Source organism: Microbacterium sp. F2 (genome assembly GCF_052274505.1).
In the GTDB taxonomy this organism is placed as follows: Bacteria; Actinomycetota; Actinomycetes; order Actinomycetales; family Microbacteriaceae; genus Microbacterium.
Genome location: NZ_JBNVBV010000002.1, coordinates 99,584 through 122,988, shown reverse-complemented (window position 1 = coordinate 122,988; position 23,405 = coordinate 99,584). Strand labels below are relative to the sequence as shown.

Here is a 23,405-nt window from a genome sequence, read left to right as displayed (position 1 = left end):
TGACTAGGCGCGCACCATACGCGCCAGAGGTCCTGGACCGAGCCGAAGCGCTCTGACGAGCGTCTTGTCGTGTGTTGAGTGACCACAGCCATTCTGACCCGGTGCGCGCAGTGCCCGCGGAGTGGGTCACGTCAGTCCCGCGTGAGGATCGCACGCGGGACCCCACGCACCAACTTCTGCGAGAGTAGAGGATGGTAGCTGTCTTGGTCGACACTCGTAATCAGCCTTGAGAGCACCGTTCACGCCAGAGTCGCTCCGCTGTGTTCAGTACGTCGCGTTCAGCCGGTCGTTGCGTCGTCGTTTCCGGCTCGCCGGCGTGCCCTAAGGGCAGCCACTATGGCACCAGAAAGCAGTTCGTCGGCATTTGGGGCATGGTGGTCGAAGGTATGAGACGCCTGCTCTGCCAGGCCTCCTACGCGCGAGGCGACGGTTGGAACCCCAAGCTGCCCCGCGAGCGCGAGCACGCCGCTCTGGCTCGCGATCTCGTACGGACATACCACGACATCGCAGATGGAGACTAGGGAGACCAAACTCTCGAGCGGTAGGTAACTGTCGATCAGAACCACGGACTGAGAATTCGCGTCTGCGCTTTCATAGACTGCCTTCGCGGCACCTTTGTCTTCGCCTGCGTAGACGAGTGAGACCCGAGGCGAGATAGCTGCAGCAGATCTGAGAAGGAGCAAGGGGTTCTTGTCTAGACGCAGTTGCCCAATCATGGCAACGACTTCCTCGCCGTGGGGGCTGCAGACTGAAATCCAGTGTTGCCTGAGCGCCTGGTTCATTGGGGGCACATATTGCCAAAGTTGGCGCTTAACAACAGACCTTGCTCGCGCGAAACGCGGTAGCTCCGCGTCGACAAAAAACACACAGATATTTGCGATAAGCATCGCGAGGTTGAGTAAACGAGACTCCCCTGCTCTGCCTTCCCTGGAAAACGTATTGTGCGGGACGAAAGTCACACGATTACCGCCGAAACGCGCCAAACTGACTATTGCTGCGAAGAGCCCACCCCCGAAGAGCCCCTGGACTTCCCAATCCGCGCTTCGTGACCAGCTCAGGCGTGCAAGGTGGGGTAGCAGTCGAAATATTGACCACAGGAGATTAGCGAACGTTCGCTGCCGGGCAGAACCGACGCGTCGGTAGCGCATACAGTAGCAATACACGACATGATCGAAGTGCGGTGCCGTCTCGGCGTCACGCGCCGTGTGAATTACCGTGTGTGAGTAGTCTCTGTATACGCCGTTCTGCAGGCAGCCGAGAACGTGCTGGTATACGCCGCCGCGGCCACCGGGTTCAACTATATGCAGCGATCGCGTGCTGCTGGGTGTCATATCGAACTCCCCGGGTCGGGCGCTTGCCTCAACTTTCGAATCAGCAAGAACGCAGAGATGATGGAAGCAACAGCCTGGGAAGCGGTGGATATTACCGCAACCTCGATAGCGGTGAGCGGATGGGGGAGCGTCAGCATCGTGACTAGAGTCAGGCCTGCAATGATGAACTGAGGCACCCCACTTAGTCCGGGGCTCCCGAGGCCCGCGATGACGGCGGAGCTAGCGAGTATAAAGACCGAAAACACGGTACCCGCGAGCAGAACAATGGTCGTCGGCGCGGAGGCTGAAAAGGCGGACCCGAAAACAAGCGGCGTGACCCATGGAACAATGAGTGCGAGCAGCAGGGACCCCAAAAGGCCGAGCCCGCTGAACTCGAATACGTTGGCACGGATGTGGCGCCTTGTGTCCGGATTCGCCGCTGCTGGCAGAAGGTTTCTCGCCGCAACAAGGCCGATTATCAACGGAACCTCCGCAATAGTGGTAGACACTGCGTAGAGCCCCAACTCAGTCGATGTGGAAACGGATGGCATAATTGCTTGGTTTAAGCGAGCGCCAGATGAGGCGGCGATGCCGGCACCAGCCGATATCAGTGCGTATCGGTAGAACTCTGAAGCGCGCAATGGGCGCGTGCGGTTGACGCTGGCTGCCCGAATCGGGAAGAACAAGATCGAGCTCGCCAGCATCCCGGCGATGAGAGGTAATGCTGCGAACGCAACTGCTGATGTCGATCCCAGCCACCAGAGTGCAACGATCGCCAGCAGTCTAAACAAGGGGCCGAGAACTCTCTCGAGATCAAGCATTTTCCAAACACGATTTCCGTTCCACTCGGCTCGTCTAACTGCAATAAGGGCGCCCGGAATGATCGCGATCCAGACAGCGGACAGTGCAATGCGGCCAATCGAGAGGCCGTCGGAAACTGGCGTTGAATAGAAAACGAGGCCGATATAGGCGAGCGGCGCAAATACACTGACCCCGATGTAGGCGAAGCGCCTGATCGTGCCCTTAGTTGCGCCTGAGGCAGTGAAGTAGGCGACTGCCATGGGCACCCCAAGAGCGGCCACCGCGTCCATCACAGAGAGAGGCTGCGTTATCGCAGCAAGTTCGCCGCGACCTTCCACGCCGAGACTTCGAGCCAGTAGGGGCGCAGTAACGATTCCTATAGCCGGAGCGAGCGCGTACGCTGCGATGCTCCGTAGCGACGAGATGTTTATACGGCGAGGCACTTCAGCAGATCCCTGTACGCCTGGTCCCAGCTTCGCAAGTTGCGTACCTGATGAGACGCGTCCTCTAGAGGATCCCTCGCCAAGGCTTCTCGCAGACGCTTAGCTAGGCCATCAACGTCGCCCGGAGCGAAGTACTCGACCAAATCACCGCCGAGCTCTGGAATACCCCCGGTGCGAGAGGCGACAACGCGTCTTCCTGTGGCAAGCGCCTGAAGGACGACAAGGCCAGCAGGCTCGGCCCAGCGCGAGGGAACAGCAATCACCCGCGCGCTGCGCATCAAAGCCGGGACTTCGTGCGGCCGTACTGGACCGGTGAACTCAATAGTTGCGGGAGCTGCTGACGCCATGTCTCGAAGAGAACTCTCGTAGTCGGATAGCGGATCACCTCGGTAAAAGGTAGAGCCCCCGACGATTCGGACCGCCGCAATTGCGTCCACAGACTGAACCGCGGAGACGAGGTCATGTACGCCCTTTTCGGGGATGAGGCGGCCCACATATACAACATCGACTTCTGGGGGCTCATCCGCTAAGAAATAGGCGCCGACGTCAACGCCGTGATGAATCGTATCGTAAGTCACGCCTTTCACTTCGCCAAAACGCTCGACGAACTCGCGGCGTAAGAAGTCGGAAACAAAGAAAACGCCCCTGGCGCTTCTGAGGGCACGACGGATGAGCCACCTCGGCGACCGCCGAGCGACACTGTTATGCAAATACAAATACACGCGGGCCGAGGGATGTGCCTTGGCGAACGACTCCACAAGCCAGGGAAGATTGTGTAGGACGATCGCCGTGGAGTCGGTTTCTGCGTCAGTGGGTAGGGCCACCCTTCGGTAATTCAACTTGCCCAAGCCCGCAGCTGACAGGCCAATCGAGAGGAATGTATCTGCGTTGCGGCGAGAGGGGCGTCGGAGTATCTGCAGCGTCGGCACTAGGCCGAAATCTCTATCGACGCCTGAGACGACAAATCCGGTTCCTGAGGCTGAGAGGTGGCAGCGCAGTAAGTGCGACGCCACATGGAGTACGGCGGAGCCGTTCCGAGAACTAACCTCCTCGTCAGGTGCGACGACGTGCCAATGCGAAGTATGAGATTTCGGATAAGACATGGGTGACTCAGGACCTCCGCCATCCGCTCCGCAGCGGAGCGGCAAACACGTTTACGAGCAACTCCTGAAGAACGCCGACATTCTGTGCTAGTGCTCCAACAGGTTCTCGTGTCGACCGAGCGGTGAGCGCGGCCGCTACCAGCCGAATACTCGCGAAAATAACTCGTGCAAAGGAACGTGCGAATCCAGGGGATGGACACCCCTGCTCCCGAAAAGCGGCTGCAAGTCGGACATGGGAGCGGCCGAATGCCTTCTTCTGCACCCAAAGACCGCCGATGGTGTCACGCTGCCGATAGTGAACTACCGCAGACTCCACAAACTTGAGCGGGATCCCGGACAGTTGTGCCCGCCAAAAGAACTCCGTCTCATCTCCACCGCCGCGGTAATTGGTATTGAAACCACCCAAGAGCTCGAATACTGAACGCGCGAGCGCACAATTCGCGCCAGTGGGCCAAGGCAAGAAGCCAAGCGAGTCGTTGAGACCGAAGCTACCATCTTCGATGCTTCGTCCTGCATCGGTGGCGAGTGACTTCATCTGCAGGCCACCAGCAATCTCTGCTCCCTCTTGATATGCCTCCCAGTATGCAGCGACCCAGCCTTCAGCGACCGTATCGTCGTGGTCGCAGAGGAGGATCAGTCTTCCGGAGGAGCCGGATACGCCCGCGTTTCGTGCGTAGTTAATGCCTCGCTGAGCAGAGGCGTCCACTATCCGGAGCGGATGCTGCCATGCTTGTGATCGAACCGCGATCGTTGAACCGTCCGATGACCCGTTGTCGGCGACAACGATCTCAAACGATGCCGTTGTCTCCTGGCGATCGACGGCTGCGATCTGCTGAGCAAGCAGGGTGCCCCCGTTCAAGCAAGGGATAACTACAGAGACGTCAAAGCTGCTTGCAGGTACCGTCATGTCTCACGCACCCGGCGAATGAACGATAGCCATCGGCGAGCCATTTCTACGGATGTGAACTCAGCATCGAACACATCACGGTTGGCCCACCCCCACCTTGGATCTGCCCGAATTCTGTTGAGCGCCTCAATTATCCCTTCGGATAGACTGTCGGTATCGACCATGACGCTGTGGGGTAGTGCCTTTGCCTGGGCGATATTCCCCCCGACGGCGGTCAGAACGAGTGGCTTGCCGAGTGAAGCAACTTCCAGCGGGAGCAAGTCGAAGTACGCAATTCGATTAGGAACCACGACCACCGAGGCGCGTTGAATGTGCTCCCCCGGGTTCTCAGACCATCCAAGATCCACCACGCAGTTGTCAGACGCCTCGATCGGTCCGACGCCCAGCGACTCGAAACGCGCCGACACTCCCTCGTTCGAAATTTCCCTCGCCGCGGACAAATAAAGATCGTAGCCCTTGTGTGTGACGTAGCGTCCGACGAACAGTACAACCGGTTCCGGTGAATGCTGCGTATTGCTATGACCCATAGATGATAGGCCATCGACACCGGACGCGATGTAACTAACACGCTTCTGAGCTAGCTCGTTGCCGAATGAGGCAATGTACTCGCTCGAAGCCTCGACACAAGGAAATACCACCCAGTCGCTCATCGCGAACAGCAGTCTTTCTCCCTCGCGCAACTTGTCCACCATGGACGCATCAATGGTGTTCCCGCTCAACCTTTGCAGCATCAGATACTCATCTGCAGCAACCGAAGGACTGTGTGGCATGTAAATTGAGGTCCGGCGTAACCTTCTCGCCACGCGCATGCGACGGTTGCGCTGAAAGCCGTGGAAGACGACGACGTCACTTCTCAGTATGTGCCAAAGGAGCGAAAACTCCACGCCCAGTATGGCGCGCTGAACCTTTATCGCGAACTCAGAAAAGCGCCGATACTTGGGTACAGCCTCTGAGATAGAGGCGTTGTTTCTGAGGGTTTGTCTCTTTCCCCATGCGTGGAAGTGTGTGTCGTCGTCCGTCACGTCTTGGAGACCACTCAGAAGGTTATATACATATCCAGGAGGGCCGCCTCCGGGAGCAATCTTGTCACTAACCAATAGTACTCGAGTCATCCTGACCTCCTGGCTATGCGGGTGGTCTGCCTTGACAGGCCGGAATTTACTAGTCGGAGGAATCTGCCCACGAAGAGTCCAACCGTGACAATCAAGAGAAGCGTCATACCTTGATAGAAATCAAAGGCGTCGCCGCCCATAATGAAGCGGAGAAGAGTGTATGTGGCGATTGTCCCAACAACTCCACCGAATCGTGGCGAGAAGACAGCGCGGAAAGTGAATCCGCCAACCATGAACAGAAGGATTGCTCCCAAAAGGCTTCCGGAGATAACAAGCGCATATCCGGGGCCGGAAAGAAACATGCCAGCAGTGCCGAAATTGAGCAGGGCACTGCTGATCTCGTTGCTTAGAAAATCAGGCTTCCCCGGATAGATCTGGCGTGGAATCAAAGTTAGAAAAGCCTTGAGTGGGTCCAAGATCGATGGATGAAATGGCGCGGCATCGAGTACCTGTACGAACATCAATCCGTCAAGAGACTCTATTCCTGAACTCGTCAAGGCGACGTACGGATTGCTGAGACTGAGTAAAGTTGAGTCGATAAGGCTTTCGGGGAGCCCGGCTCTGATGCTCCCGCGCCAGCGGGAAATACCGCCTGCAACCCCGAGGAGAAGATAGAGCGAAAGCGATATCGCCAGCAAGCTTAGTGCAGGACTCCGTGATCGCCCCAGCGCCTTTACGCCTCGTGGGATGAACGCAATTGCGATGAGTAGAAGCGGGCTTCGAACCCCGGAGACGACCAAGAGAAGCGCGGCGGCAATGGATATGAACGCGAGGGACTTGGAGCCCCAATGTCGGAAAACTACACCAACCGACACCGCAACCGGAAGGCACCACCACGCTAAGACTGCTAGGCCATCGCCCGAATCATTGCCTCGTGTTACAAACTCGACGTCGATGTTCCTCGTGAACATGCCCGGTAACGTGACGGCGATACCTATCGCCATGAGCACAAAGTAAGCGTCCCGCCATTCCCTTGAATTAAAGAGAGGTTGATGCTGTCGTACCTGCGGCCGGCGTGCCAAGTATTCGCCAAACTGTAGTGCAATCAAGCATGAGCCGAACAGAGTCATGCTTGATATCAGTACCGCGGGAGTTGCGATAAGAGATCCGAGAAGTCGCTCGACAGTAGCTGTGCGTGTTCGCCAAATCAACGAAGCCGCCGGCAGTGCAACTGCCACGACACCGAGCGCGCTCATAATAAGCGTCGCCTGGTAGCTTGGTGGTTTGCCGTTTGACCAGTTCTTGACCGCGTCGGCTAAACTCCAGCTGACGACGGCAACGCAATATATAGTGAATATTGACCATGCAGTCACCAAATCTGCATTGGGCTGGATTATGGCGCTCGACGATGCGCCAAGGATCAGTAGGGCAGAAAATAACACCGCAAGTGAGGTCGCGGTGATGGGCGATATGTTCGCCCACCTTCCCTCCAGCGTTCTGGAGCTCCTGGTTCGTATCGTTTCCGCGCGCATGGGCTACTCGCTCGTAATCAATGCGGCGACATCTAGCGAATAGTCGGCGAGACTCTTCTCTTGAGTCAGCTCCTTAGGCAGACGAGAGAATCGGCCTTCATCTTGCGCTCTCGCTGCTACACTCGCCAACGCGGTCGCCAGGGCTGCGGGTGTTGCGCTAGCGAAGTGCACCACCCCTCCGAGGGCTTCAGGGATCGGCGTTCCGGCGGTACACACAATCCGTAGTCCCGCTGATGCTGCTTCTAGAATGCTGAGAGGCGCCCCTTCTGACCTCAGGGAAGGAAGCGCGAATACGTCTGCTGCGCTTAGAAGGTTCCCCAGATCATCCCGTGGAACTGCGCCCACGAAATGGACCCGTCCCGCGAGCGTCCGGTCGGCGGCAAGTGTCCTCAGCCGAGACTCGTCGGGTCCGGTCCCAACTATTAGGGCGTGCATTGAGATGCAGGCCGGCTGTCTCAGTGCTTCGAGGAGGAGCGCCACTCCCTTTTGCCGGTGTAGCCGCGACGTGGTAACAACTACCGTCGCTGTGGGCGCGATCTGAGCCGCGTTGCGGGCCTTCACGCGTTCGCCATGTGAAAAGCTGAAGGCGCTCGGTTCGACACCGTTGTGAACAACTTTGAGCTTCGAAGCAGGTACAGAGATCGCCGGATGGGTGAGCTGAGAAGCAACTCCGTCTCCTACGGCCCATACTCGGTCGAACTGGCGATACGCTACTCGATCGCGCAGTATGCGAACCGCGTTGAGGGGAATCTTGGACAGTTCGCGCAGTGTTGCTGTCCGTAGGGAGCTGCGGACCTCCTCGAGAGCAGCGCCATGGGATTGAGCAGCGCTAGGCGCGCGACCACGGAGCCTCCGTGCCACTCCTGCGCCAGCTACGCTGATGCTCACTACTAGATGCGGATCCCAGTCGACCCAAGGCCCCTTGCTTGCGGTGCGAACCCACCAGCTGAATGAGTATCGACCCTCTCGCCCGCCCGGAAGCTCCCAGACCTCTTCAAAGATGTCGAGCCTTGCGGGGTCGCCGCCGCTCGTCGTCACTAGCGCGAGCTTGTACCCGATCGAAACCAAATGCGCCGACAGTGCGGTTAGCGATGCCTCCATCCCGCCCCGCTCGGCGTGCGATTCGGTGGACCGACTCACGAGAAGGATCCTGCGGCGACTATTCATCGCTCGACCAATCGAGGAGCTCTTGACACTGGTGAATTCTGTACTCCCAAGAATGCTTGTGTAGGTTCATGCCTTGCGTTGATGGAGGCGCGGTTTCCGCCTTCGCGATCTCCTCGCTCACTGCCTGCACAAAACCAAGATCGTCGATGATTCTGAGCGCCGGAACATCGCCTGATGCCAGGCTCGGGAGAGGTGTCGCAACCACGCGAAGTCCCGCTGCGATGTACTCATAGACTTTCATGGGAAATACGCCGTCTGTATACGAATTCAGTCTATACGGTATTAGTCCCACAAGCGCCGTTCCGGCAACAGTCGCAAGTTCATCCTGCGAGAGAACCCCGAGGTATTCGACGTTCTTCTCCTGGAGCAACCGATCGACTTCAGACCGGCCGCGGGAGCCATCGATGCCAATGGGGCCCGCAATTTTCACGCGGATACCCGCGCGAGAAACGTCTATTAAAGATTGAAAGTCAACCTTCTCGGGGGTGAGATTGCCGGCGAAGAGACAGACTCGCTCGCGTACGTCTGATCTATGAGCGATGTATTTGCTGATATCGGCCACATTTTCCCATAGAAGAACATCGCGATTGTCTACTCGCCGTAAGTGCTCGTACACCCCGTAACTGCTGGCAATAACGTGAGTTGCCGACGCGACGAGCTCTCTCTCTGCCGCCAGAATCAATTCAGTGTCGACACCGGCTACGCGATGAAGAAGATCGACTGAATGATAGACGACGATTTTTGCTGAGTCTTCAATCCCGTAAGTCAGAGGCGAAAATGACCAGAGGTCGTATTCGCGGCCCTTAAGGGCGCGCTGTAATGCTCGGTTTAGAAGGCTTCGGTTAAGCGCGCGGAACAAACGGTTTCGGTGAAATGGGACGATCTTGGGGGAGATTACAGTCATGCGCGAAGGTATCGCTCGATAGCCGCCAGGGGAAGCTCTTGATCCAACGAGTCGTCGCCAAACTCGCGCCAAGTCCGCACCAGAAGCCGTCGGGCGTCGAAGCCCGAGCGATTCAACATACAACACCTCGCGTTCATCGGCGAGCCGCACTGAGATGTGCTGTTTGTTCGTCCAAACTGGAGCTGCGAAGTCTGCGGTTGAGAGCACGACTAGTGGACGGTGCGCAGTATCCAATCCGTCACCTCCGCTTCGAATCGAGTAGTCGAGAAGGTGTCGGCTCGAGACACGGCATTCTCTGTGCGTATCCGACTTACTCGAGCCAATGCGTCTACTGCGTCGCTTCCTGAAAACACGCTCGTGTGGATGCCAGATACCTCATGCACTACTGATTCCGCGGCGCCGCCCGAGTCCGCTACCACTACCCGGGCACCTGCGGCCATAGCTTCTACAGGCATGATTCCGAAATCTTCAATTGCCGGGAAAACATACGCCTCTGCGCTCCTGTAGAGCTCGTAGAGAAGCCGGTCGCTAGGATGCCGAACGTGCGTCATCGTTACACCTTGATCGGCAGCGTACGTTTCAAGGCGTTCCAGGTCAGGGCCGTCGCCCGCAAGTACGACCGGCAACTTGACAGCCTTGCCGAAGCGAATGACCTCATCTAGTGCCTTATATCTCACGAACCTCGACGCGCCAAGTATGAAGTTCGGTGGCAACCGCCGCCGGACTTCCTCCTCTTCAAAGTTCAGGGGGTTTCTTAGCGCTGCGCGCACGCCGTCAGTGTCAACAGGAGGAAAGATGACCTCCGACTCACGCCCCCAAGAGCGCCGGATGCGCTCGGAGACGTACTTGCTGTTCGCTGCGAGGGCGGCGATGCCCTGGGCTCTCTTGCGATCGACTTGACGAAACGGCATCCCAACGAGCTTTGCGGGTAAGCCACTCCCTCTGGGGTCCAACTCCGGATTCCATAGGTAGCGAGCCGGGGTGTGGACGTACGCAAGCCGCGGTACGTGGGGGAGCGATGAAGCGAACCCGTGATGAGCAAAAAGATGAGTGCTCGATAGCACGAAATGCGGGTCCGCGAAACGCGGGTCGACTTTCATCCGCGACCAGACGGTCGGCATGAGCGGTAGCGCCTGCGCCTTGTGCCCACGAAGTGGCGATCCTGCTATGACGGACTCGACGACTCGGTCACGTGGATATCGATCGCTGGCTTGCGACCACAGTGTGTAAATCGGCGCCGACGGCAGCACGCGAGATATCGAATCGAGGACCTTCTCCGCGCCGCCGTAGCGTTCAATCCAGTCGTGCGTAATAATCGCCGGTGGAAGTTGAGCGCTACGGACGGGCGACTCGGAGCCTAGCCGGTTGTCTTCGGTCATTGGCACTCGTTGTTCCACATCGTCAGGGCGGACCCGATCGCCATATGCATGTCGAGATACTGATAGGTTCCCAGGCGCCCACCGAAGTGCACGCCCGCTTCGCCCTTCTGGAGGTCGCGGTACGTCAATAGACCTGCCCGGTCCTCGGGCGTATTTACCGGATAGTAGGGCTCGTCGGCGCGGGTCGCGAACCGTGAGAACTCTCGCATGATGACGGTGCGGTCGGTTGGATAGCGGTCCGCCCGTTCAGGGTGGAAGTGCTTGAACTCGTGGATGCGGGTAAATGGGACGTCTGCATCGGCGTAATTCATAACGGCTGTGCCCTGGAAGTCCTGAACTTCAAGAATCTGTTCCTCGAAATCCAGCGTGCGCCACGAAAGCTCCCCCGCTGAGTAGTCGAAGTAGCGGTCGACCGGGCCGGTATAGACGATCGGAACCTGTCCGACGGTGGCTGCTTTGTTCAAGGGCTGGGACGCGTCGAAGAAATCGGTGTCGAGCTTCACCTCGATGTTCGGATGATCAGCCATCCTCTCAAGCCACGCAGTGTAGCCGTCGACGGGTAGCCCCTCCCATGTGTCGTTGAAGTACCGGTTGTCGTAGGTGTACCGTACGGGTAAACGACTGATGACCTCGGCTGGGAGCTCGGTCGGGTCTGTCTGCCACTGCTTGGCGGTGTAGTCGCGAATGAATGCCTCGTACAGTGGCCGGCCGATCAGGCCGATCGCGCGCTCTTCGAGGTTGCGAGCGATCTTGACGTCGAATTCGCCTGTCTGTGCGGTGATCAGGGCCCGTGCTTCTCCAGGTGAGTACGCGGCGCCGAAGAATTGATTGATCGTGCCGAGATTGATCGGCAGCGGGTACACGACTCCGTTGTGATTCGTGTACACGCGGTGCACGTATGACGTGAACGCGGTGAAGCGGTTCACGTACTCCCACACGGTCGCGTTAGAGGTGTGGAATAGGTGCGCACCATACCGATGCACCTCGATCCCTGTGGACGGCTCCGCCTCGCTGAAAGCGTTCCCGCCGATATGGGAACGACGATCGATTACCGTCACTTCGCGTCCCGCAGCTGCGGCCCGCTCCGCGATCGTGAGACCAAAGAACCCCGAGCCTACGACGAGCAGGTCCATCTTCATCTCCAAGCGGTTCGGCACACATGTTCACGCCGTCGTGCTCGAACTAATCTAGGTGCGCTGGGTTACGGCAGCGTTAATCGCCCGGTTCTAGCGGGACTTCTTCTTGTCGGAGTGCCCATACCCGTATCCGTACCCATAGCCATACCCGTATCCGTAGCCGTACATGTAGGCATCGGGTCCCTTGGTGGGCGCCATCGTCATCACGAGTCCCGCGACCTTCGATCCGACTGTTTCCAGAGCATCGAGCGCACCGCCCAGCTGGTGTGTGTTGGTGCGGCCAGCAGCGGTGACGACGATCGCGCCCGCAGTGAGGCGCGACAGAACCGCGGCATCCGTGACCGGAAGAAGCGGCGGGGCGTCGCAGATCACGACATCGAAGGTGTTGACGAAGTCGTCGAGGAGCGCCTTCATCTGCGACGATCCGAGGAGTTCGGACGGGTTCGGCGGGACCTTGCCCGCGGGAAGCACATATAGAGGACGGCGGCCCCAGGGGAGCATCACGTCGGTGACCTTGGCGCGCCCGATCAAGACATCCGTGAGTCCGACTGCACCCTCGATGCCGAGGTAGTCGGCGACCTTCGGCTTGCGCAAGTCGGTGTCGATAAGGGCCACACGCTTGCCGGCATCCGCGAGCGCGATCGCCAGGTTGACCGCCGTCGTCGACTTGCCCTCGCTGGGAATGCTCGAGGTGATGACGAAGCTCGTGCCGCCGTCCATCTCGATGAACTGCAGGTTCGTGCGCAGGGCGCGGAACGACTCAGCGCGCTGGTTCGTCGGGTCGGCCTCGAGGATGATCGGGCGCTCCGCTGCCTTCGGGTCGAACGGAATGACACCGATCATCGGGCGGTCGGTCAGCTGCGCGACATCGCGCGGCGTGCGCACCTTGGTGTCGAGCACGGTGCGCAGGATGGCGAAGGCGATGCCCAGTGCCAGGCCGATGAGGCCACCGAGTGCCAGGTTCAGCGGCACGTTCGGGCTCACCGGCACGGTGGTGGGAAGAGCCGGGCGGATCACCGACAGACGCACGGGGCTCGCGCTGACGCTTGCCGTCGTCTCGATCTCTTCCACGGCATCGGACAGGCTCGCCGCGGTGGCATTCGCGATATCCGCTGCTAGCTGCGGGTCGGCATCCTGCACTGACACGTTGATGATCGCGGAGTTGAGCGGCGACGACACGGAGATCTGGCCCGCGAGCTGTCTCGCGGTCGTGTCGAGACCGAGCTCGTCGATCACTGGGTTGAGGACGACGGGGGTGGTCGCGACCAACACGTACGACGGAACCCGGTCGAGGGAGAAGTTGGCGCCCTGGTTCAGGTCCTGGATTGTTCCCGACCCTGTCTGCGTCGAAACGAACACCGAGCTTTGGGATTCGTACAGCGGCGTGCGCGTCAGGGAATACGCGGCGGCGGCACCGACACCGACGAGCGTCAGCGCAAGGATGATGAGCCAGTTCTTGCGCAGGATGTGCAGGTAGTCGCGGAGCTCCATGGTGCCTCTCGGTTGGGGATCCTCGAACTATCCTCACACACCCGGTATTTCGCGCTGGTATCCGGTTGGTATCCGGTTGGGGCGGCGAGGGTGCGTTTCGTCTCGCTTCGTTCGCTCAACGACCGGATGAGGCAGCTCGCTCAACGAGCGGGATGAGAGTCAGAGGGCAGACGGGATGTCGGTCTGCGCGAAGTCGTCGCCCTTGAACAGCAGCGGTGCGCCCAGGCTGCGTGCGAGCGCGTACGAGTAGCAGTCGCCCATGTTCAGTGATGCGGCGTGGCGACCCTTGCCGAAGCGCCGCCACGCTGCCGTTGCGATCGATGCCTGAGCAGTGTCGAAGGGTGCGACTGTGACGCGAGCGCGAGAGATGAGGGCTTCGAGATCCTGGGTAGCTGCTGGCCCCTGGCGCGCTTCGGCCACGATCATCGCTTCCACGAGGGTGGCAGCGCTCACGCGCAGATCGCCGACGTTCTCGGCGATCACCCGGGCGAAATGCGATGCATCCTCTTCGCCAAGGACGATGGCCAGCAACGCCGACGTGTCGAGTGCGATCGTCATCGGGGCAGGCCGTGCTCGTCGTAGCCGAGGATTTCGTCGGCCGGCCGCGGATCCAGGGTTGCCCGATCGCGCCCTCGGGAGATGATCGCCTCGAGGTCGGCCTGCACGTCAGGTGCCGTGGCCTGCGCCTTGACGCGGTCAAGGCGCTCTGCGAAGGCCCGTCGCGCGGCAACCGTGATGCTCTCGCCCGTTGCGTCAGCGAGAGCGCGCGCGAGGCGATCCGCCTCGGGGTCTTTTATGTTGAGGACCATGGCGGGATTCTACCTCTTGAGGAAGAAAGGGAGATGATTAGGCGGAAAGATGCGCATGCTACAGTATGAGCATGAAGACCGAACGCCTGCAGGTGCTCATCGAGACGGAGCAGCGCGAACGGCTTGAGCGGGTCGCCGCTCGCCGTGGAGTGTCGGTTGCCTCGCTCGTCCGTCGAGCGATCGATGTCGCCTACCCCTCGGGCCTCGAGCAGAAGGCCGCGATTGCTGCCGGCATCCTCGCTGCGGAACCGATGGACGTTCCCGATCCCGACGACTTACGCGCTGAACTCGACGTCATTCGCGGTCGCGCATGATCCTGCTTGACACGACGGTGCTCGTCTATGCGGTCGGGTCCGAGCATCCGTTGCGGGAACCGTGCCGTGCACTGGTCTCGGCGATCGGTGACGGGCGGATTGCGGCGACCACCACCGTCGAGGTGCTGCAGGAGTTCACTCACGTCCGCGCGCGGCGGCGCGGGCGTGACGACGCCGCGGATCTCACCTCCCGGTTCGCGGCGCTGCTGTCTCCACTCATCACGGTCGACGGGGCCGACCTCGCTGCCGGACTTGACCTGTACCGCACCCACGATGCAGTCGGGGCCTTCGACGCCGTACTCGCGTCGGTCGCAATGCGTCGTGATGGCATGCAGGGGTTGGTTTCGGCCGACCGCGCCTTCGCCACCGTCGGCGGACTCACGCACTACGACCCGGCATCGGCTGGGTTCCTCGCCGCGCTCGGCATCGGCTGAGTCATCCGTAAGGATCGACATTTGCTGCCGTTCCTCCCCAGGGCGCGGCAACGACCTGACCTGCGCGCGTGGGCAGATCGCACACCTCGAGTGCTCTTGCGTGCGTACGGTTCTGGATATGTGCGCTGATCCAGCGGACACTGGAGAACATGGAGGTCGTCGTGGGGATGGACACACTTGCCGTGCTCGCTGCGCTCGCGGTTGGCATCGTCGGGCTCGCGACGACGGTGACGGCGTCTGCGCGACGAACCCGCACCGAGCTGAAGACCGAGTTCGCGACGGAGGTGTCCCGCCTCGACGACCGACTCTCACGGTTGGACGACCGTGTTTCGCGGCTGGACGACCGTGTCTACGCGCTCGCGGCGGGCCTCGCACCGCGCCTGGCGCCCGCACGCGAGGCTCCGAGCGACGAGTAATCGGCGCCCGTCGCTCCTATCAAGCGGATCAACGTGCCGTCATCTCGAAGACTCGCGACCGGGCTGCGCGATACGGATCGCGAGAGCGGCAGCAGCATCGGCTTGCCTGTCGTCATAGGTGATGACCGCGCGAAGATCATCACCGAGCTCGAGAGCGGATGCAAGATGTACGGCATCCGATGACCGCAGTGCAACCGGTTCGAGGGTCGCGGCGCGCTCGAAGATCGCGGTGCTCAGCTGAAGCACCGTCAGCGACTCCAGCACCTCCCGCGCACGCACCATGCGGTCTGGTGCGTTGCGGCGCACAGCGCGCAGCAGTTCCGTGCGGCGGAGGTCACTTGTCACGGGCTCGCGATCCGACGCCTGAAGCCAACTCAGCAATGCGGCCGACTCGTTCTCGGCGACCACGAGCTTGACCACCGCCGAGGTGTCGAGGTCGCACGCCATCTCAGAATCGCTCTTCGTCGCGCATGGCCGCCAGGTCCGCCGACAACGGATCGCTGGGTGTGACGGCGGCGCGGATCACCCGAGCTACCTCTTCTACGGCTGGCAGCAGCTGGCTCATCGAGGTCTCGTAGGTGTCCCAGCCGCGGCCGGCCGGATCAAGGACGTCGTCCTCTGCTGGATCGCCCGGAGCGTCGACCGTGCCGCGCACGGTGAGCACGCGCGCGAGGGCAGCCTGGAACCGCGCGCGCGGTTCGTCGCCGGCATCCGTCGCGGCCTCGTGGATCTCGGCATCGGTCACGTGCCGTGACAGGCGAGCGAACTCGAGGATCGTGAACGCCTTGCGCAGCAGCGACGGATCGAGTTCGACGACGGCCTTGCGGTGCGCGCGGGTCATCGCCAGCACCAGGTCGCGACCTGCGAGCACCGGCTCGGTGAGGCGCTTGGCCTGATGGGCCTCGATCTCTGCCGCCGGGATGCCGAGCTCAGCCGCGATCTCGCACGCCTGCTCGGTCATCGCCTCACCCGGACGCGGCTGGGTTCCGGCGCTCGCCACCTCGACCGGGAGATCGGCCAGGAGGAGACGCAGGTACAGCTCCGATAGGGGGGAGCGGACGATGTTGCCGGTGCAGACGGTGATGATCTCGATCGGCATGAATCGAGGGTACCTGGGGGCGTTTCGGGAGGGTCGCTCGTTCACCGAGCGGGAGGGACGAGCCGGGCGGCCTGGACGAGTCGCTCGGCTGCGCGCCGCAGCTCGGCCAGCCGTTGGGCCGACACGGCGGCACCGCCGTAGCCAGCCTCGGTCTTTCGACTGAGCAGCCTCTGCAGCGATGCGACGAGACTCGGATCCGCGCGCCGGAGCACACCCAACGCGTCAGCATGATTCTCGCCGATCGAGTGCTCGCCGAGCTTCGATGCGCAGATCGCATCTGAAGCGGCGATTCCAGCCAGGATGTAGAGGCTGGCCATGCTGTTCGGATCGCCTCCGAGCTCGCTCAGGTCTTCGGCGCTCTGCCAGAAGTCGATCGCTCGGGCACGCCGGAGAGCGGCATCCTGGGCGTTTGCCCTGACGGTGCGGGACGACCGTGGTGTCACGTCATTGCCTCCTTGCGGAGCTGTCGGCGCAGCCAGGTCGTGCTGCCCGCGAAGACAAGTCCGTCGTTCACAACGGCCCGCAGGAGAGGGGCGTGGGCTTCAGAGCGAAGGTCATCCACCTCGAGATCGAGGATGCGCGCGTCGTTGCCCGTCATCGCCGTGACGCGACGGGTCAGGCCTGCAACGTCCGAGATCCATTGGTCTGACGCGCCTCGCGGAGAGACCAACAGGATGTCGATATCGCTGTCTTCACGCATCTCCGCCCGCGCAGCGGAACCGAACACCGCGCCGAAATCTGGCGGCGACGCCCATCGCGACACCTGCTCGGTCATTCTGCCCAGGAGTGCGGCGGTCGGACGCGCGATGGCGCGAAGTTCGCTCGCGAAGAGGTGCTCGTCGTTCAGAGCGTAGGTGCGCACACGACCGACGTCGCGTGCGACGACGGTGCCGTGAGCCACAAGACGCTCGGCAGCGTTGCGGATCCCGTTCAGCGATCTGGTCGGGATCAACTCGGCAAGGCGCGATGCAGTGTGCTCGGTGTGGGTCGACGCGAGCACGCCCAACACATCCCCATCCACGGTCGGGGTGATCGCGGCGAACGGTCGCTGCAGCTGCATATCACTATTGTGACTGAAAAGTCACTATTCTGCACGTGAAGTCAGAATTGTGATGCAACGATTCCGCCTACTCAGCGACCGGGGACAAGGCTTGGGCTTGGGGTGCTTCACTCGAGGCTCGCCGCTCTCTGATGCCATTTCGGGAATCGACTACGTCGTGATTCCCGAAATAGCATCACGCCGGGTATGATGTTGCAACGGGAATCATCGGCGTCAGGGGGACGTCCCATGCGAGTGCTCATCGACGACCCGAGTGACCTCGGGCGGGTCATCCGTCGCATCCGAGAACAGCACGGATGGTCGCAACGCCGACTCGCCGCCGCTCTCGGGGTCGGCCAACGCTACGTCCACGAACTCGAAACCGGGCGCGCAAAGAGGTTCGACACTCACTACTTGCAGGTGCTCGCCGCGCTGGGCGTTCGACTGGTCGCCGAGGTCGACGATCCTGATCCCACGGCATCCGAATCATGACCGACGCGCTGCCCGTGCGGCTCTATGACACGAACATCGGAACGCTCGAACGCACGGCGCGAGGCGGGGCAGTCCTGCGCTGGTCGCGCGAGGCGATCGACCGGTGGGGCGAGAACTCCCGGGTTCTCAGTGCCGGCCTGCGCGTCGGAGTGGACGACGAGCAAGCCTCCGAAGCGTTCTTTGGGGGGCTGCTTCCCGAGGGCGAGCACATCGCCCGGCTCGCGCGGGAGGTTAAGGTCGACCGTGGCGATGTCGTGGGTCTGCTGGCGGAGGTCGGCGCCGACCTCGCTGGGGCATTGCGAGTTGGTCACCTCGAGGCTCAGCAGCGCGACCCCGAGAAGCTCGACATTGACACCGTCGGGGCGCTCCTTGATCGTGCGAGCGGCTTCCTCATCGGCGGGGGAGGATCCGCCCTCCCGGGCTTTCAGCGCAAGCTCATGCTCACGCGCCGTGACGGATCGTGGTGGCGGGGGAACGGTGTCATCCCCTCGACCCACATCCTCAAGCCCGTCGCGGCGGAGTATGCGGCATCCGTCGAGAGCGAGAACTACACGCTGCAGGTCGCGCGACGCGCAGGGCTTCTCGCCTTCGAAACGTGGACCGAAACCATGGCGGGCCACCCCGTGCTCGTCGTCGAACGCTACGACCGCATCGCCGACGGTGACACTGTGCGCCGCATCCATCAAGAGGATGCCGCGCAAGCGCTGCGCCTGCCCTGGGGTGGCAACGACAAGTTCGAGCAGAACAACCTCAGCGCCACTCTGCGCGGCATCGCGGGTCTTCTCGATATCGGGCGCACCGTCTTCGAGACGCCGTACGCCGACCGGCTACGCCTCGCGCGATACGCAGCGTTCACTGTCGCCGTCGGCAACACGGACGCCCACGCCAAGAACTTCTCTCTGCTGCACGACGAGCGGGGCAGAGTCACGCTGGCGCCGATCTATGACGCTGCACCGCTCGCTCTGGCCTACGACGCGACGGATGCCCTCGCGTTGCGGATCAACGGGGTGACACGTCTTCCCGATGTCACGGCTGATGACCTGGTCGCCGAGGCGACGAGTTGGGGTGTGCCGGGTGGTGAGGCCCGGACGGCGATCGATGAGACGCTCGCCGCGATCGTCGAAGCAACACGCGAGGTGCACGCGCACCCCGCGATCGAGGCGCACGTACCCGGCTACATCCGCGGGCAGGCCGAGAACCTGCTCGCGGGACGACCCGCACGGATCTCGTCGACTATTCCGCTCTCGTTGCGCGAACGCATCGGGAGCCCCCAGGACCGGGGCGCGTGAGGGCTGCAGTGGTGCTCGCTCAGCGAACGAGGGAGGCCTCGCGGACGCGATCGGCGAACGCCACTGCGGCATCCAGCGCCGGGATCATCTCCGCCACCGCTCGGGCGTAGTGCGCACGACGCCGCGACAGCTCGGGGTCGAACACGTCATCCACCGCCGGGTCACCCGGCGGATCCATCGTGCCCCGCACCTCGCGCACGAGGTCGGTTGCGGCGCGAACCCGCGCAGTCGGGTCGTCGCCCGCACGATCCACTGCCCGCTGGAGGGCCTCGTCATCAACCTGGGCAGAGAGCCTGGCGAACTCGCGGATCGTGAACGCGCGCCCCAAGGCGCTGAGATCCATCCGCACGCACGCGCTGCGGTGGATGCGGGAGGCTCCGAGAATGATGTCGGCCTGCTCGATCATCTCGCGCGTCAGCAGCTGCGGGCGGTGGGCCTCGGCATCCGTCATCGACAAGCCCAGCGCCTTCGCGGCATCGCGAGCGCGTCGCGTCATTCCGTCACCGGGCGCGGGATGTGTGCCCGCGCTGCGCACCGTGATCGAAAGATCCGCGAACTTCTCGCGCAGATACAACTCGGCAAGCGGCGAACGAATCATGTTCGCCGTGCACACGACAAGGACCTCGACCATTGATCCCCAGATCTCTGTGGCCACCACTTCGGGTGTCGATGCCCCGTCCCCATGTGCACCGACATATGCATCCTAGGGGTGAAATGTGAACGGGTGGTTTCGCGCCGCGCTGTCAGCGGGCGGAAACGAAGGTATCGCCAGCCCAAACCCAGGGCACGCCGTCGCCGTCGAGGGTGACAGCGACCGGGGCATCCGTTGGAACGCTCGGGATGCAGGTCGCAGCGCTCGGCTCCGCCACGAGCATCCCGTCGCAGGATGCGGCATCCGGCCGTGCCGTCGTGATCTGGCCGTCACCAGCCACAGCCAGCGCCAGAACTCCGGCCTGACCGAGGGGCGACCAGGTGGCGGCATCCGTCGACTGGGAAGCATCCGACCCGCAGATCACCGCCGTCGTACCGGCGCCCGCGCGCACCCCCGTCGGTGTCGCGCACGGGGCGTCGAGCGTGCCGGCGGGGGTCACGACGGCTGCCGGATTCGCGGGATCGAGGTAGGTCGACGAAGCGAGGATGTCGCCGTTGGGCTCCCAGAACTGCCCGTCGGTGAAGGTACGCATGCCCTGCAACGTGCAATCCGCGCCCATCAGCGCAACCATCTGGCCCTGATCCGCCGCATACGGCGCGAGCGAAAGGATCTGCCCGATTCCGAGATAGCGGGGAGTGACATCCGCCCAGGTCGCGCCGGCATCTGTCGAGCGCTCCAGCAGCGGCTCTACCGACCCGCACTGCCCGGCGCTCGCGCGCCACCACACACCCTCGGATGTCGCCAGGAACCGTTGCTCTGCGCCCGTTGCTGCCGCCACCGTCGAGGTCGGTGTTGGCGTCGGAGTGGGAGTCGGAGTCGAGGTCTCGACGCCCATCGTCGGGGTGACGCGCGGCGACTCGGTCGGCGGAGGAGTCTGCGTGCGCGTGATCGCCAGCCAGCTGAGGCCCCCAACGGCGAGGATCAGCACCGCCACGATCACGATCGACACCCACGCGGGAACAGAGCCCCGGGAGCGGCGTCTCGACGTGCTCGATCGGTAGGCCACGGCGGTCCTCGCGTGTCGGCTGGTGTACGGCGGGCGGAACAATATCCGCTCGCGCTGGCGATGCGGATAGAAGCGTGTGGTTCTGGCGCCGAACCGGCAAGGAATTCCCCCGACAGGTACCCTGGCGCCTATGACGGAGTCTAGCGCGGCGACAGTACGTTCACGGGAACGAGGGTCATCGAGGCGCTCGGACGCTACCGCAGCATCCGGATCTTCGCGGCGATCATCCTCGTCTCGGGGGTCGGATTCGAACCGCGGGTCGAGGCGGAGCGAGCGCGCCAGCCACTCGTGGCGGTCGGGCGGGTCATCCGTCGCTCGCTGGGACTGGGAACTCGTCGGATGGGCAGTGCTCTTGCTCGGCGCCGGCATCCTGCTCGCCACCCTGGCCGACCGGCTCGTGGGCGGCACGCTCGGTTCCGCGCTCTCGCTTGCCGCCCTGTGGGGCGGGATGCTCGCCGCGATCATCCTCGCGTTCGCGCGCTCCCGGCCCCGGATGCTGCTGCGTTTCCACCCGTTTGACCTGCTCTACGGCATCGTGCTCGGCGTGCTGCTGCGCTTCACCCAGGGCTTCCTCGAGATCGCCGGCACCCGCACCGCCGCGTGGCCGACAGCAGGAACGCTGGACGGGTCGCTCCCGGCATCCTTCTGGTTCGACGGCGTGCTCGCGCCCGTCGTGATCGCGCCGGTTCTCGAAGAGTTCTTCTTCCGTGCCGTGCTGCTCGTGGCGATCTTCACGGCGGTCAGACGGATGACGAACTCACGTTCGTGGGCCGGGTTCGCCGCGATCTCGGTGACGACCGTGCTCTTCATCGGGCTGCACCTCGTCTTCGACACCTATACCTGGTGGTCGGTAGCGACCCTCGGACTCGTGGGGATCGTGTGTGCCGGCCTCGTCGTCGCAACCGCGCGGATCTGGGGCGCCGTGCTCACCCACATCGTCTTCAACGGCGTTGCCGTTGCGATGCTCGTCGTCGGCACGATCGGCGCTTAGCCGCATCCTCCCCCGGGAGGTGCGGTGACGCAGCTCTCCATACCCCCCTGAATCGCCCTGTGCTACGCGTGCTACGCCTGGTACATTCGCGGTATGCCCACCATCAGCCATCGAGAAATGCGCAACAACAGCGCAAACGTGCTGCGCGGTGTGCAAGAGGGCGAAACGTATGTCGTGACCAACGACGGTGTTCCCGTTGCCTCGATCGTGCCGAGCGGAGAGCAGGCTGCCGAACTCCCCCTTGTTCGCGCGGCGACAGCATCCGACAGGATCGGATCACTCACTCGACACAGCATCCGGGGGAGCGTCAGCGAGACTCTTGACGAACTGCGATCCGAGCGGTGACGCGGGCGTATATCGATACGTCGGCGGCAGCCAAGCTGGTGATTGACGAGCCCGAGTCAGCGGCGCTAGCCGCGTGGGTCGATGACGGTTCCGTCGAGCTCGTCGCCGGCATGCTGCTCGAGACCGAGTTGCGGCGCGTGGGGGTGCGCCACGGCATCCCGCAACTTGATATCACTGCCCTGCTCGATCACGTCACCCTCTACGGATTGACACCCGCTGTCTACCGCGAGGCGGGAGTACTACCTGGACCGGCGTTGCGCACACTCGACGCACTGCATCTGGCATGCGCTCTTCGCCTGGGCGTCGACACCGTTCTCACCTATGACGACCGGTTTGCGGATGCAGCGCAGGGCGTCGGTATTCCGGTCACTGCGCCGGTGTAGCGTATTCGCGGCCTACGGCGAGGCGGGGAGTGCGACCAGACCGAGTCGCGTTGCCTCGGCGATCGCCTCGTGGCGCGAGGAGACTCCCATCCGCCGGTAGAGCGAGCGCACCTGCGACTTGATGGTGTTGACCGACACGTGCAGTCGCGCCGCTATCTGCGCGAGCGAGTCAGGGCTTGCCAGTGCCGTCAACACCTCGCGCTCGCGCGGGCGGGAAGCACAGCCGCCGCTCCGACGGCGACCGCGACGGCGAGAAGGGACATCGCCATCGTCACCGTTCCGACGTGATCCGGAAGAAGGCTCGACAGCAGCAGGGGAGGAACGGCGCCGAGGAACGCCGCAGCTGAGAAAGCTCCCGAGGCTCGTCCACGCTCGGCATCCCGAACAGCGTCGGCGAGAAGACCCGCCGCCCCTGCCAGGAGCGCGTTGTAGAACACCTGCACCAGCACCCACGCGGTGAGCAGGATCCCGATCGACGGTGCGACCAGCAGGAGGCCCATCGAGGCGAGCCCGAAGACGGAACCGCCGATGATCCACGGATGCCGCGCACCGAGCCGCGAGCGCGTGCGGTAAGAGAGCGCCCCGAAGAGAGGGTTGGTCACCGTCGCCGCTACCGCCCCGAGCGTCACAGCCAGCGCGAGGATGCCGGTTCGTTCGGTTGGCTAACCTTTCGCGGGTTCGGGTGTCGACGCAGGTCCGGGCGCGACCCAGATGCTGTGTCGCAACGGCGCACCGTTTGGCCCACACGCCGGTGCCGCCCGCACATCTGCGGCGTGTCGCGGCCGGGGTGCGCCGTTGCGACAAGCGCGGCAGTACCAGGGCCCCGGCGCCGACGGTTCGCGCGCAGCATCCGGATGCCGTAAGCTATCCCTTTGGTGCTTGCCTCACTGCGGCAGACACCTGCGAACGTG

The 23,405-nt window shown here is 62.5% G+C and carries 30 protein-coding genes; 9 read left to right on the top strand and 21 right to left on the bottom strand.

Annotated elements, in window-relative coordinates; translation table 11 throughout:
• Nucleotides 1–278: 278 nt before the first annotated feature.
• The 6 genes from ACQVDU_RS05655 to ACQVDU_RS05630 form a co-directional block, all read right to left on the bottom strand.
• Complete coding sequence (locus tag ACQVDU_RS05655) at nt 279–782, bottom strand: glycosyltransferase (RefSeq protein WP_443476486.1); 504 nt, start codon at nt 780–782, stop codon at nt 279–281.
• 545 nt (nt 783–1,327) lie between these two features.
• Complete coding sequence (locus ACQVDU_RS05650) at nt 1,328–2,404, bottom strand: hypothetical protein (RefSeq protein ID WP_443476485.1); 1,077 nt, start codon at nt 2,402–2,404, stop codon at nt 1,328–1,330.
• 134 nt (nt 2,405–2,538) lie between these two features.
• Nucleotides 2,539–3,657 carry a glycosyltransferase family 4 protein gene (locus ACQVDU_RS05645; protein WP_443476484.1) on the bottom strand — a complete coding sequence of 373 codons (1,119 nt, stop codon included), beginning with the start codon at nt 3,655–3,657 and terminating at the stop codon, nt 2,539–2,541.
• 7 nt (nt 3,658–3,664) lie between these two features.
• The gene (locus tag ACQVDU_RS05640; protein WP_443476483.1) at nt 3,665–4,564 is read right to left on the bottom strand and encodes a glycosyltransferase family 2 protein; all 900 of its coding nucleotides are present in this window, start codon (nt 4,562–4,564) and stop codon (nt 3,665–3,667) included.
• A complete protein-coding gene (locus ACQVDU_RS05635; protein WP_443476482.1) occupies nt 4,561–5,586 on the bottom strand; it encodes a glycosyltransferase in 1,026 nt (341 codons plus the stop codon). Before ACQVDU_RS05635 ends, ACQVDU_RS05640 begins: the two co-directional genes overlap by 4 nt.
• An 86-nt stretch (nt 5,587–5,672) precedes the next feature.
• Nucleotides 5,673–6,620: a hypothetical protein gene (locus ACQVDU_RS05630; protein ID WP_443476762.1), complete on the bottom strand. Its 948-nt coding sequence runs from the start codon at nt 6,618–6,620 to the stop codon at nt 5,673–5,675.
• 280 nt (nt 6,621–6,900) lie between these two features.
• Here ACQVDU_RS05630 and ACQVDU_RS05625 point away from each other — a divergent pair, with 280 nt between their 5' ends.
• Nucleotides 6,901–7,191 (top strand): hypothetical protein, encoded by a 291-nt coding sequence (locus ACQVDU_RS05625; protein WP_443476761.1) that lies wholly within the window; start codon nt 6,901–6,903, stop codon nt 7,189–7,191.
• Here ACQVDU_RS05625 and ACQVDU_RS05620 read toward each other — a convergent pair.
• From ACQVDU_RS05620 to ACQVDU_RS05590, 7 genes are all read right to left on the bottom strand, one after another.
• Nucleotides 7,152–8,249 (bottom strand): glycosyltransferase family 4 protein, encoded by a 1,098-nt coding sequence (locus ACQVDU_RS05620; protein WP_443476751.1) that lies wholly within the window; start codon nt 8,247–8,249, stop codon nt 7,152–7,154. The two genes, ACQVDU_RS05625 and ACQVDU_RS05620, sit on opposite strands and share 40 nt — an antisense overlap.
• Nucleotides 8,250–8,307: 58 nt before the next feature.
• Nucleotides 8,308–9,219, bottom strand: a complete 912-nt coding sequence (locus ACQVDU_RS05615; RefSeq protein WP_443476481.1) for a glycosyltransferase — start codon at nt 9,217–9,219, stop codon at nt 8,308–8,310.
• A 209-nt stretch (nt 9,220–9,428) separates the two neighbouring features.
• Nucleotides 9,429–10,598: a glycosyltransferase gene (locus ACQVDU_RS05610; protein WP_443476480.1), complete on the bottom strand. Its 1,170-nt coding sequence runs from the start codon at nt 10,596–10,598 to the stop codon at nt 9,429–9,431.
• On the bottom strand, nt 10,595–11,731 hold the full coding sequence (gene glf, locus ACQVDU_RS05605; RefSeq protein ID WP_443476479.1) for a UDP-galactopyranose mutase: 1,137 nt from the start codon (nt 11,729–11,731) through the stop codon (nt 10,595–10,597). The genes ACQVDU_RS05610 and glf overlap by 4 nt, the downstream gene beginning before the upstream one ends.
• 93 nt (nt 11,732–11,824) lie before the next feature.
• Nucleotides 11,825–13,225, bottom strand: coding sequence for a polysaccharide biosynthesis tyrosine autokinase (locus tag ACQVDU_RS05600; protein WP_443476478.1), 1,401 nt, complete (start codon nt 13,223–13,225; stop codon nt 11,825–11,827).
• Nucleotides 13,226–13,384: 159 nt separating this feature from the next.
• On the bottom strand, nt 13,385–13,783 hold the full coding sequence (locus ACQVDU_RS05595) for a type II toxin-antitoxin system VapC family toxin (RefSeq protein WP_443476477.1): 399 nt from the start codon (nt 13,781–13,783) through the stop codon (nt 13,385–13,387).
• On the bottom strand, nt 13,780–14,034 hold the full coding sequence (locus ACQVDU_RS05590) for a type II toxin-antitoxin system VapB family antitoxin (protein ID WP_443476476.1): 255 nt from the start codon (nt 14,032–14,034) through the stop codon (nt 13,780–13,782). Before ACQVDU_RS05590 ends, ACQVDU_RS05595 begins: the two co-directional genes overlap by 4 nt.
• A gap of 71 nt (nt 14,035–14,105) precedes the next feature.
• Here ACQVDU_RS05590 and ACQVDU_RS05585 point away from each other — a divergent pair, with 71 nt between their 5' ends.
• The 3 genes from ACQVDU_RS05585 to ACQVDU_RS05575 all read left to right on the top strand — a co-directional run bounded on the left by ACQVDU_RS05585 (nt 14,106) and on the right by ACQVDU_RS05575 (nt 15,198).
• Nucleotides 14,106–14,348: a hypothetical protein gene (locus ACQVDU_RS05585; protein ID WP_443476475.1), complete on the top strand. Its 243-nt coding sequence runs from the start codon at nt 14,106–14,108 to the stop codon at nt 14,346–14,348.
• Nucleotides 14,345–14,782, top strand: a complete 438-nt coding sequence (locus ACQVDU_RS05580; RefSeq protein WP_443476474.1) for a type II toxin-antitoxin system VapC family toxin — start codon at nt 14,345–14,347, stop codon at nt 14,780–14,782. The genes ACQVDU_RS05585 and ACQVDU_RS05580 overlap by 4 nt, the downstream gene beginning before the upstream one ends.
• A gap of 149 nt (nt 14,783–14,931) precedes the next feature.
• On the top strand, nt 14,932–15,198 hold the full coding sequence (locus ACQVDU_RS05575) for a hypothetical protein (protein ID WP_443476473.1): 267 nt from the start codon (nt 14,932–14,934) through the stop codon (nt 15,196–15,198).
• A gap of 39 nt (nt 15,199–15,237) precedes the next feature.
• Here the strand turns inward: ACQVDU_RS05575 and ACQVDU_RS05570 are convergent, their stop codons facing one another.
• From ACQVDU_RS05570 to ACQVDU_RS05555, 4 genes are read right to left on the bottom strand one after another with little or no spacing between them, the layout of a single operon-like run.
• Complete coding sequence (locus tag ACQVDU_RS05570; RefSeq protein ID WP_443476472.1) at nt 15,238–15,645, bottom strand: type II toxin-antitoxin system VapC family toxin; 408 nt, start codon at nt 15,643–15,645, stop codon at nt 15,238–15,240.
• 1 nt (nt 15,646) lies between these two features.
• Nucleotides 15,647–16,297 (bottom strand): arsenate reductase/protein-tyrosine-phosphatase family protein, encoded by a 651-nt coding sequence (locus ACQVDU_RS05565; protein ID WP_443476471.1) that lies wholly within the window; start codon nt 16,295–16,297, stop codon nt 15,647–15,649.
• 41 nt (nt 16,298–16,338) lie between these two features.
• On the bottom strand, nt 16,339–16,740 hold the full coding sequence (locus ACQVDU_RS05560) for a hypothetical protein (protein WP_443476470.1): 402 nt from the start codon (nt 16,738–16,740) through the stop codon (nt 16,339–16,341).
• Nucleotides 16,737–17,357, bottom strand: coding sequence for a nucleotidyltransferase family protein (locus ACQVDU_RS05555; protein ID WP_443476469.1), 621 nt, complete (start codon nt 17,355–17,357; stop codon nt 16,737–16,739). The genes ACQVDU_RS05560 and ACQVDU_RS05555 overlap by 4 nt, the downstream gene beginning before the upstream one ends.
• Nucleotides 17,358–17,585: 228 nt before the next feature.
• Between ACQVDU_RS05555 and ACQVDU_RS05550 the strand changes: the two genes are divergently transcribed.
• Together ACQVDU_RS05550 and ACQVDU_RS05545 are read left to right on the top strand one after the other, a co-directional pair.
• On the top strand, nt 17,586–17,828 hold the full coding sequence (locus ACQVDU_RS05550; RefSeq protein ID WP_443476468.1) for a helix-turn-helix domain-containing protein: 243 nt from the start codon (nt 17,586–17,588) through the stop codon (nt 17,826–17,828).
• Nucleotides 17,825–19,117: a type II toxin-antitoxin system HipA family toxin gene (locus ACQVDU_RS05545; RefSeq protein ID WP_443476467.1), complete on the top strand. Its 1,293-nt coding sequence runs from the start codon at nt 17,825–17,827 to the stop codon at nt 19,115–19,117. Before ACQVDU_RS05550 ends, ACQVDU_RS05545 begins: the two co-directional genes overlap by 4 nt.
• A gap of 19 nt (nt 19,118–19,136) precedes the next feature.
• On the opposite strand, the gene ACQVDU_RS05540 is transcribed toward ACQVDU_RS05545, so the two are convergent.
• Together ACQVDU_RS05540 and ACQVDU_RS05535 are read right to left on the bottom strand one after the other, a co-directional pair.
• On the bottom strand, nt 19,137–19,775 hold the full coding sequence (locus ACQVDU_RS05540) for an arsenate reductase/protein-tyrosine-phosphatase family protein (protein ID WP_443476466.1): 639 nt from the start codon (nt 19,773–19,775) through the stop codon (nt 19,137–19,139).
• 85 nt (nt 19,776–19,860) lie between these two features.
• Nucleotides 19,861–20,775, bottom strand: a complete 915-nt coding sequence (locus tag ACQVDU_RS05535) for a hypothetical protein (RefSeq protein WP_443476465.1) — start codon at nt 20,773–20,775, stop codon at nt 19,861–19,863.
• 346 nt (nt 20,776–21,121) lie between these two features.
• Here ACQVDU_RS05535 and ACQVDU_RS05530 point away from each other — a divergent pair, with 346 nt between their 5' ends.
• The 3 genes from ACQVDU_RS05530 to ACQVDU_RS05520 all read left to right on the top strand — a co-directional run bounded on the left by ACQVDU_RS05530 (nt 21,122) and on the right by ACQVDU_RS05520 (nt 22,494).
• Complete coding sequence (locus ACQVDU_RS05530; protein WP_443476464.1) at nt 21,122–21,766, top strand: lysostaphin resistance A-like protein; 645 nt, start codon at nt 21,122–21,124, stop codon at nt 21,764–21,766.
• Between the two features lie 93 nt (nt 21,767–21,859).
• Complete coding sequence (locus ACQVDU_RS05525; RefSeq protein ID WP_443476463.1) at nt 21,860–22,111, top strand: type II toxin-antitoxin system Phd/YefM family antitoxin; 252 nt, start codon at nt 21,860–21,862, stop codon at nt 22,109–22,111.
• Entirely contained in the window at nt 22,108–22,494 is a 387-nt protein-coding gene (locus ACQVDU_RS05520) for a type II toxin-antitoxin system VapC family toxin (RefSeq protein ID WP_443476462.1), read from the top strand. The genes ACQVDU_RS05525 and ACQVDU_RS05520 overlap by 4 nt, the downstream gene beginning before the upstream one ends.
• 12 nt (nt 22,495–22,506) lie before the next feature.
• Here ACQVDU_RS05520 and ACQVDU_RS05515 read toward each other — a convergent pair whose 3' ends face one another.
• Both ACQVDU_RS05515 and ACQVDU_RS05510 read right to left on the bottom strand, forming a co-directional pair.
• Nucleotides 22,507–22,689, bottom strand: coding sequence for a response regulator transcription factor (locus ACQVDU_RS05515; RefSeq protein ID WP_443476461.1), 183 nt, complete (start codon nt 22,687–22,689; stop codon nt 22,507–22,509).
• Complete coding sequence (locus tag ACQVDU_RS05510; protein ID WP_443476460.1) at nt 22,683–23,123, bottom strand: MFS transporter; 441 nt, start codon at nt 23,121–23,123, stop codon at nt 22,683–22,685. The genes ACQVDU_RS05515 and ACQVDU_RS05510 overlap by 7 nt, the downstream gene beginning before the upstream one ends.
• Nucleotides 23,124–23,405 lie beyond the last annotated feature (282 nt).

Coding starts and splice junctions, on each gene's coding strand:
- ACQVDU_RS05640 (WP_443476483.1), bottom strand. CDS start 4,564: ATGACGGTACCTGCAAGCAGCTTTGACGTCTCTGTAGTTATCCCTTGC.
- ACQVDU_RS05565 (WP_443476471.1), bottom strand. CDS start 16,297: ATGCCGATCGAGATCATCACCGTCTGCACCGGCAACATCGTCCGCTCC.
- ACQVDU_RS05550 (WP_443476468.1), top strand. CDS start 17,586: ATGCGAGTGCTCATCGACGACCCGAGTGACCTCGGGCGGGTCATCCGT.
- ACQVDU_RS05610 (WP_443476480.1), bottom strand. CDS start 10,598: ATGACCGAAGACAACCGGCTAGGCTCCGAGTCGCCCGTCCGTAGCGCT.
- ACQVDU_RS05620 (WP_443476751.1), bottom strand. CDS start 8,249: ATGGAGGCATCGCTAACCGCACTGTCGGCGCATTTGGTTTCGATCGGG.
- glf (WP_443476479.1), bottom strand. CDS start 11,731: ATGGACCTGCTCGTCGTAGGCTCGGGGTTCTTTGGTCTCACGATCGCG.
- ACQVDU_RS05655 (WP_443476486.1), bottom strand. CDS start 782: ATGAACCAGGCGCTCAGGCAACACTGGATTTCAGTCTGCAGCCCCCAC.
- ACQVDU_RS05575 (WP_443476473.1), top strand. CDS start 14,932: ATGGAGGTCGTCGTGGGGATGGACACACTTGCCGTGCTCGCTGCGCTC.
- ACQVDU_RS05590 (WP_443476476.1), bottom strand. CDS start 14,034: ATGGTCCTCAACATAAAAGACCCCGAGGCGGATCGCCTCGCGCGCGCT.
- ACQVDU_RS05645 (WP_443476484.1), bottom strand. CDS start 3,657: ATGTCTTATCCGAAATCTCATACTTCGCATTGGCACGTCGTCGCACCT.
- ACQVDU_RS05585 (WP_443476475.1), top strand. CDS start 14,106: ATGAAGACCGAACGCCTGCAGGTGCTCATCGAGACGGAGCAGCGCGAA.
- ACQVDU_RS05525 (WP_443476463.1), top strand. CDS start 21,860: ATGCCCACCATCAGCCATCGAGAAATGCGCAACAACAGCGCAAACGTG.
- ACQVDU_RS05615 (WP_443476481.1), bottom strand. CDS start 9,219: ATGACTGTAATCTCCCCCAAGATCGTCCCATTTCACCGAAACCGTTTG.
- ACQVDU_RS05570 (WP_443476472.1), bottom strand. CDS start 15,645: ATGGCGTGCGACCTCGACACCTCGGCGGTGGTCAAGCTCGTGGTCGCC.
- ACQVDU_RS05555 (WP_443476469.1), bottom strand. CDS start 17,357: ATGCAGCTGCAGCGACCGTTCGCCGCGATCACCCCGACCGTGGATGGG.
- ACQVDU_RS05545 (WP_443476467.1), top strand. CDS start 17,825: ATGACCGACGCGCTGCCCGTGCGGCTCTATGACACGAACATCGGAACG.
- ACQVDU_RS05600 (WP_443476478.1), bottom strand. CDS start 13,225: ATGGAGCTCCGCGACTACCTGCACATCCTGCGCAAGAACTGGCTCATC.
- ACQVDU_RS05630 (WP_443476762.1), bottom strand. CDS start 6,620: ATGGCGATAGGTATCGCCGTCACGTTACCGGGCATGTTCACGAGGAAC.
- ACQVDU_RS05595 (WP_443476477.1), bottom strand. CDS start 13,783: ATGACGATCGCACTCGACACGTCGGCGTTGCTGGCCATCGTCCTTGGC.
- ACQVDU_RS05580 (WP_443476474.1), top strand. CDS start 14,345: ATGATCCTGCTTGACACGACGGTGCTCGTCTATGCGGTCGGGTCCGAG.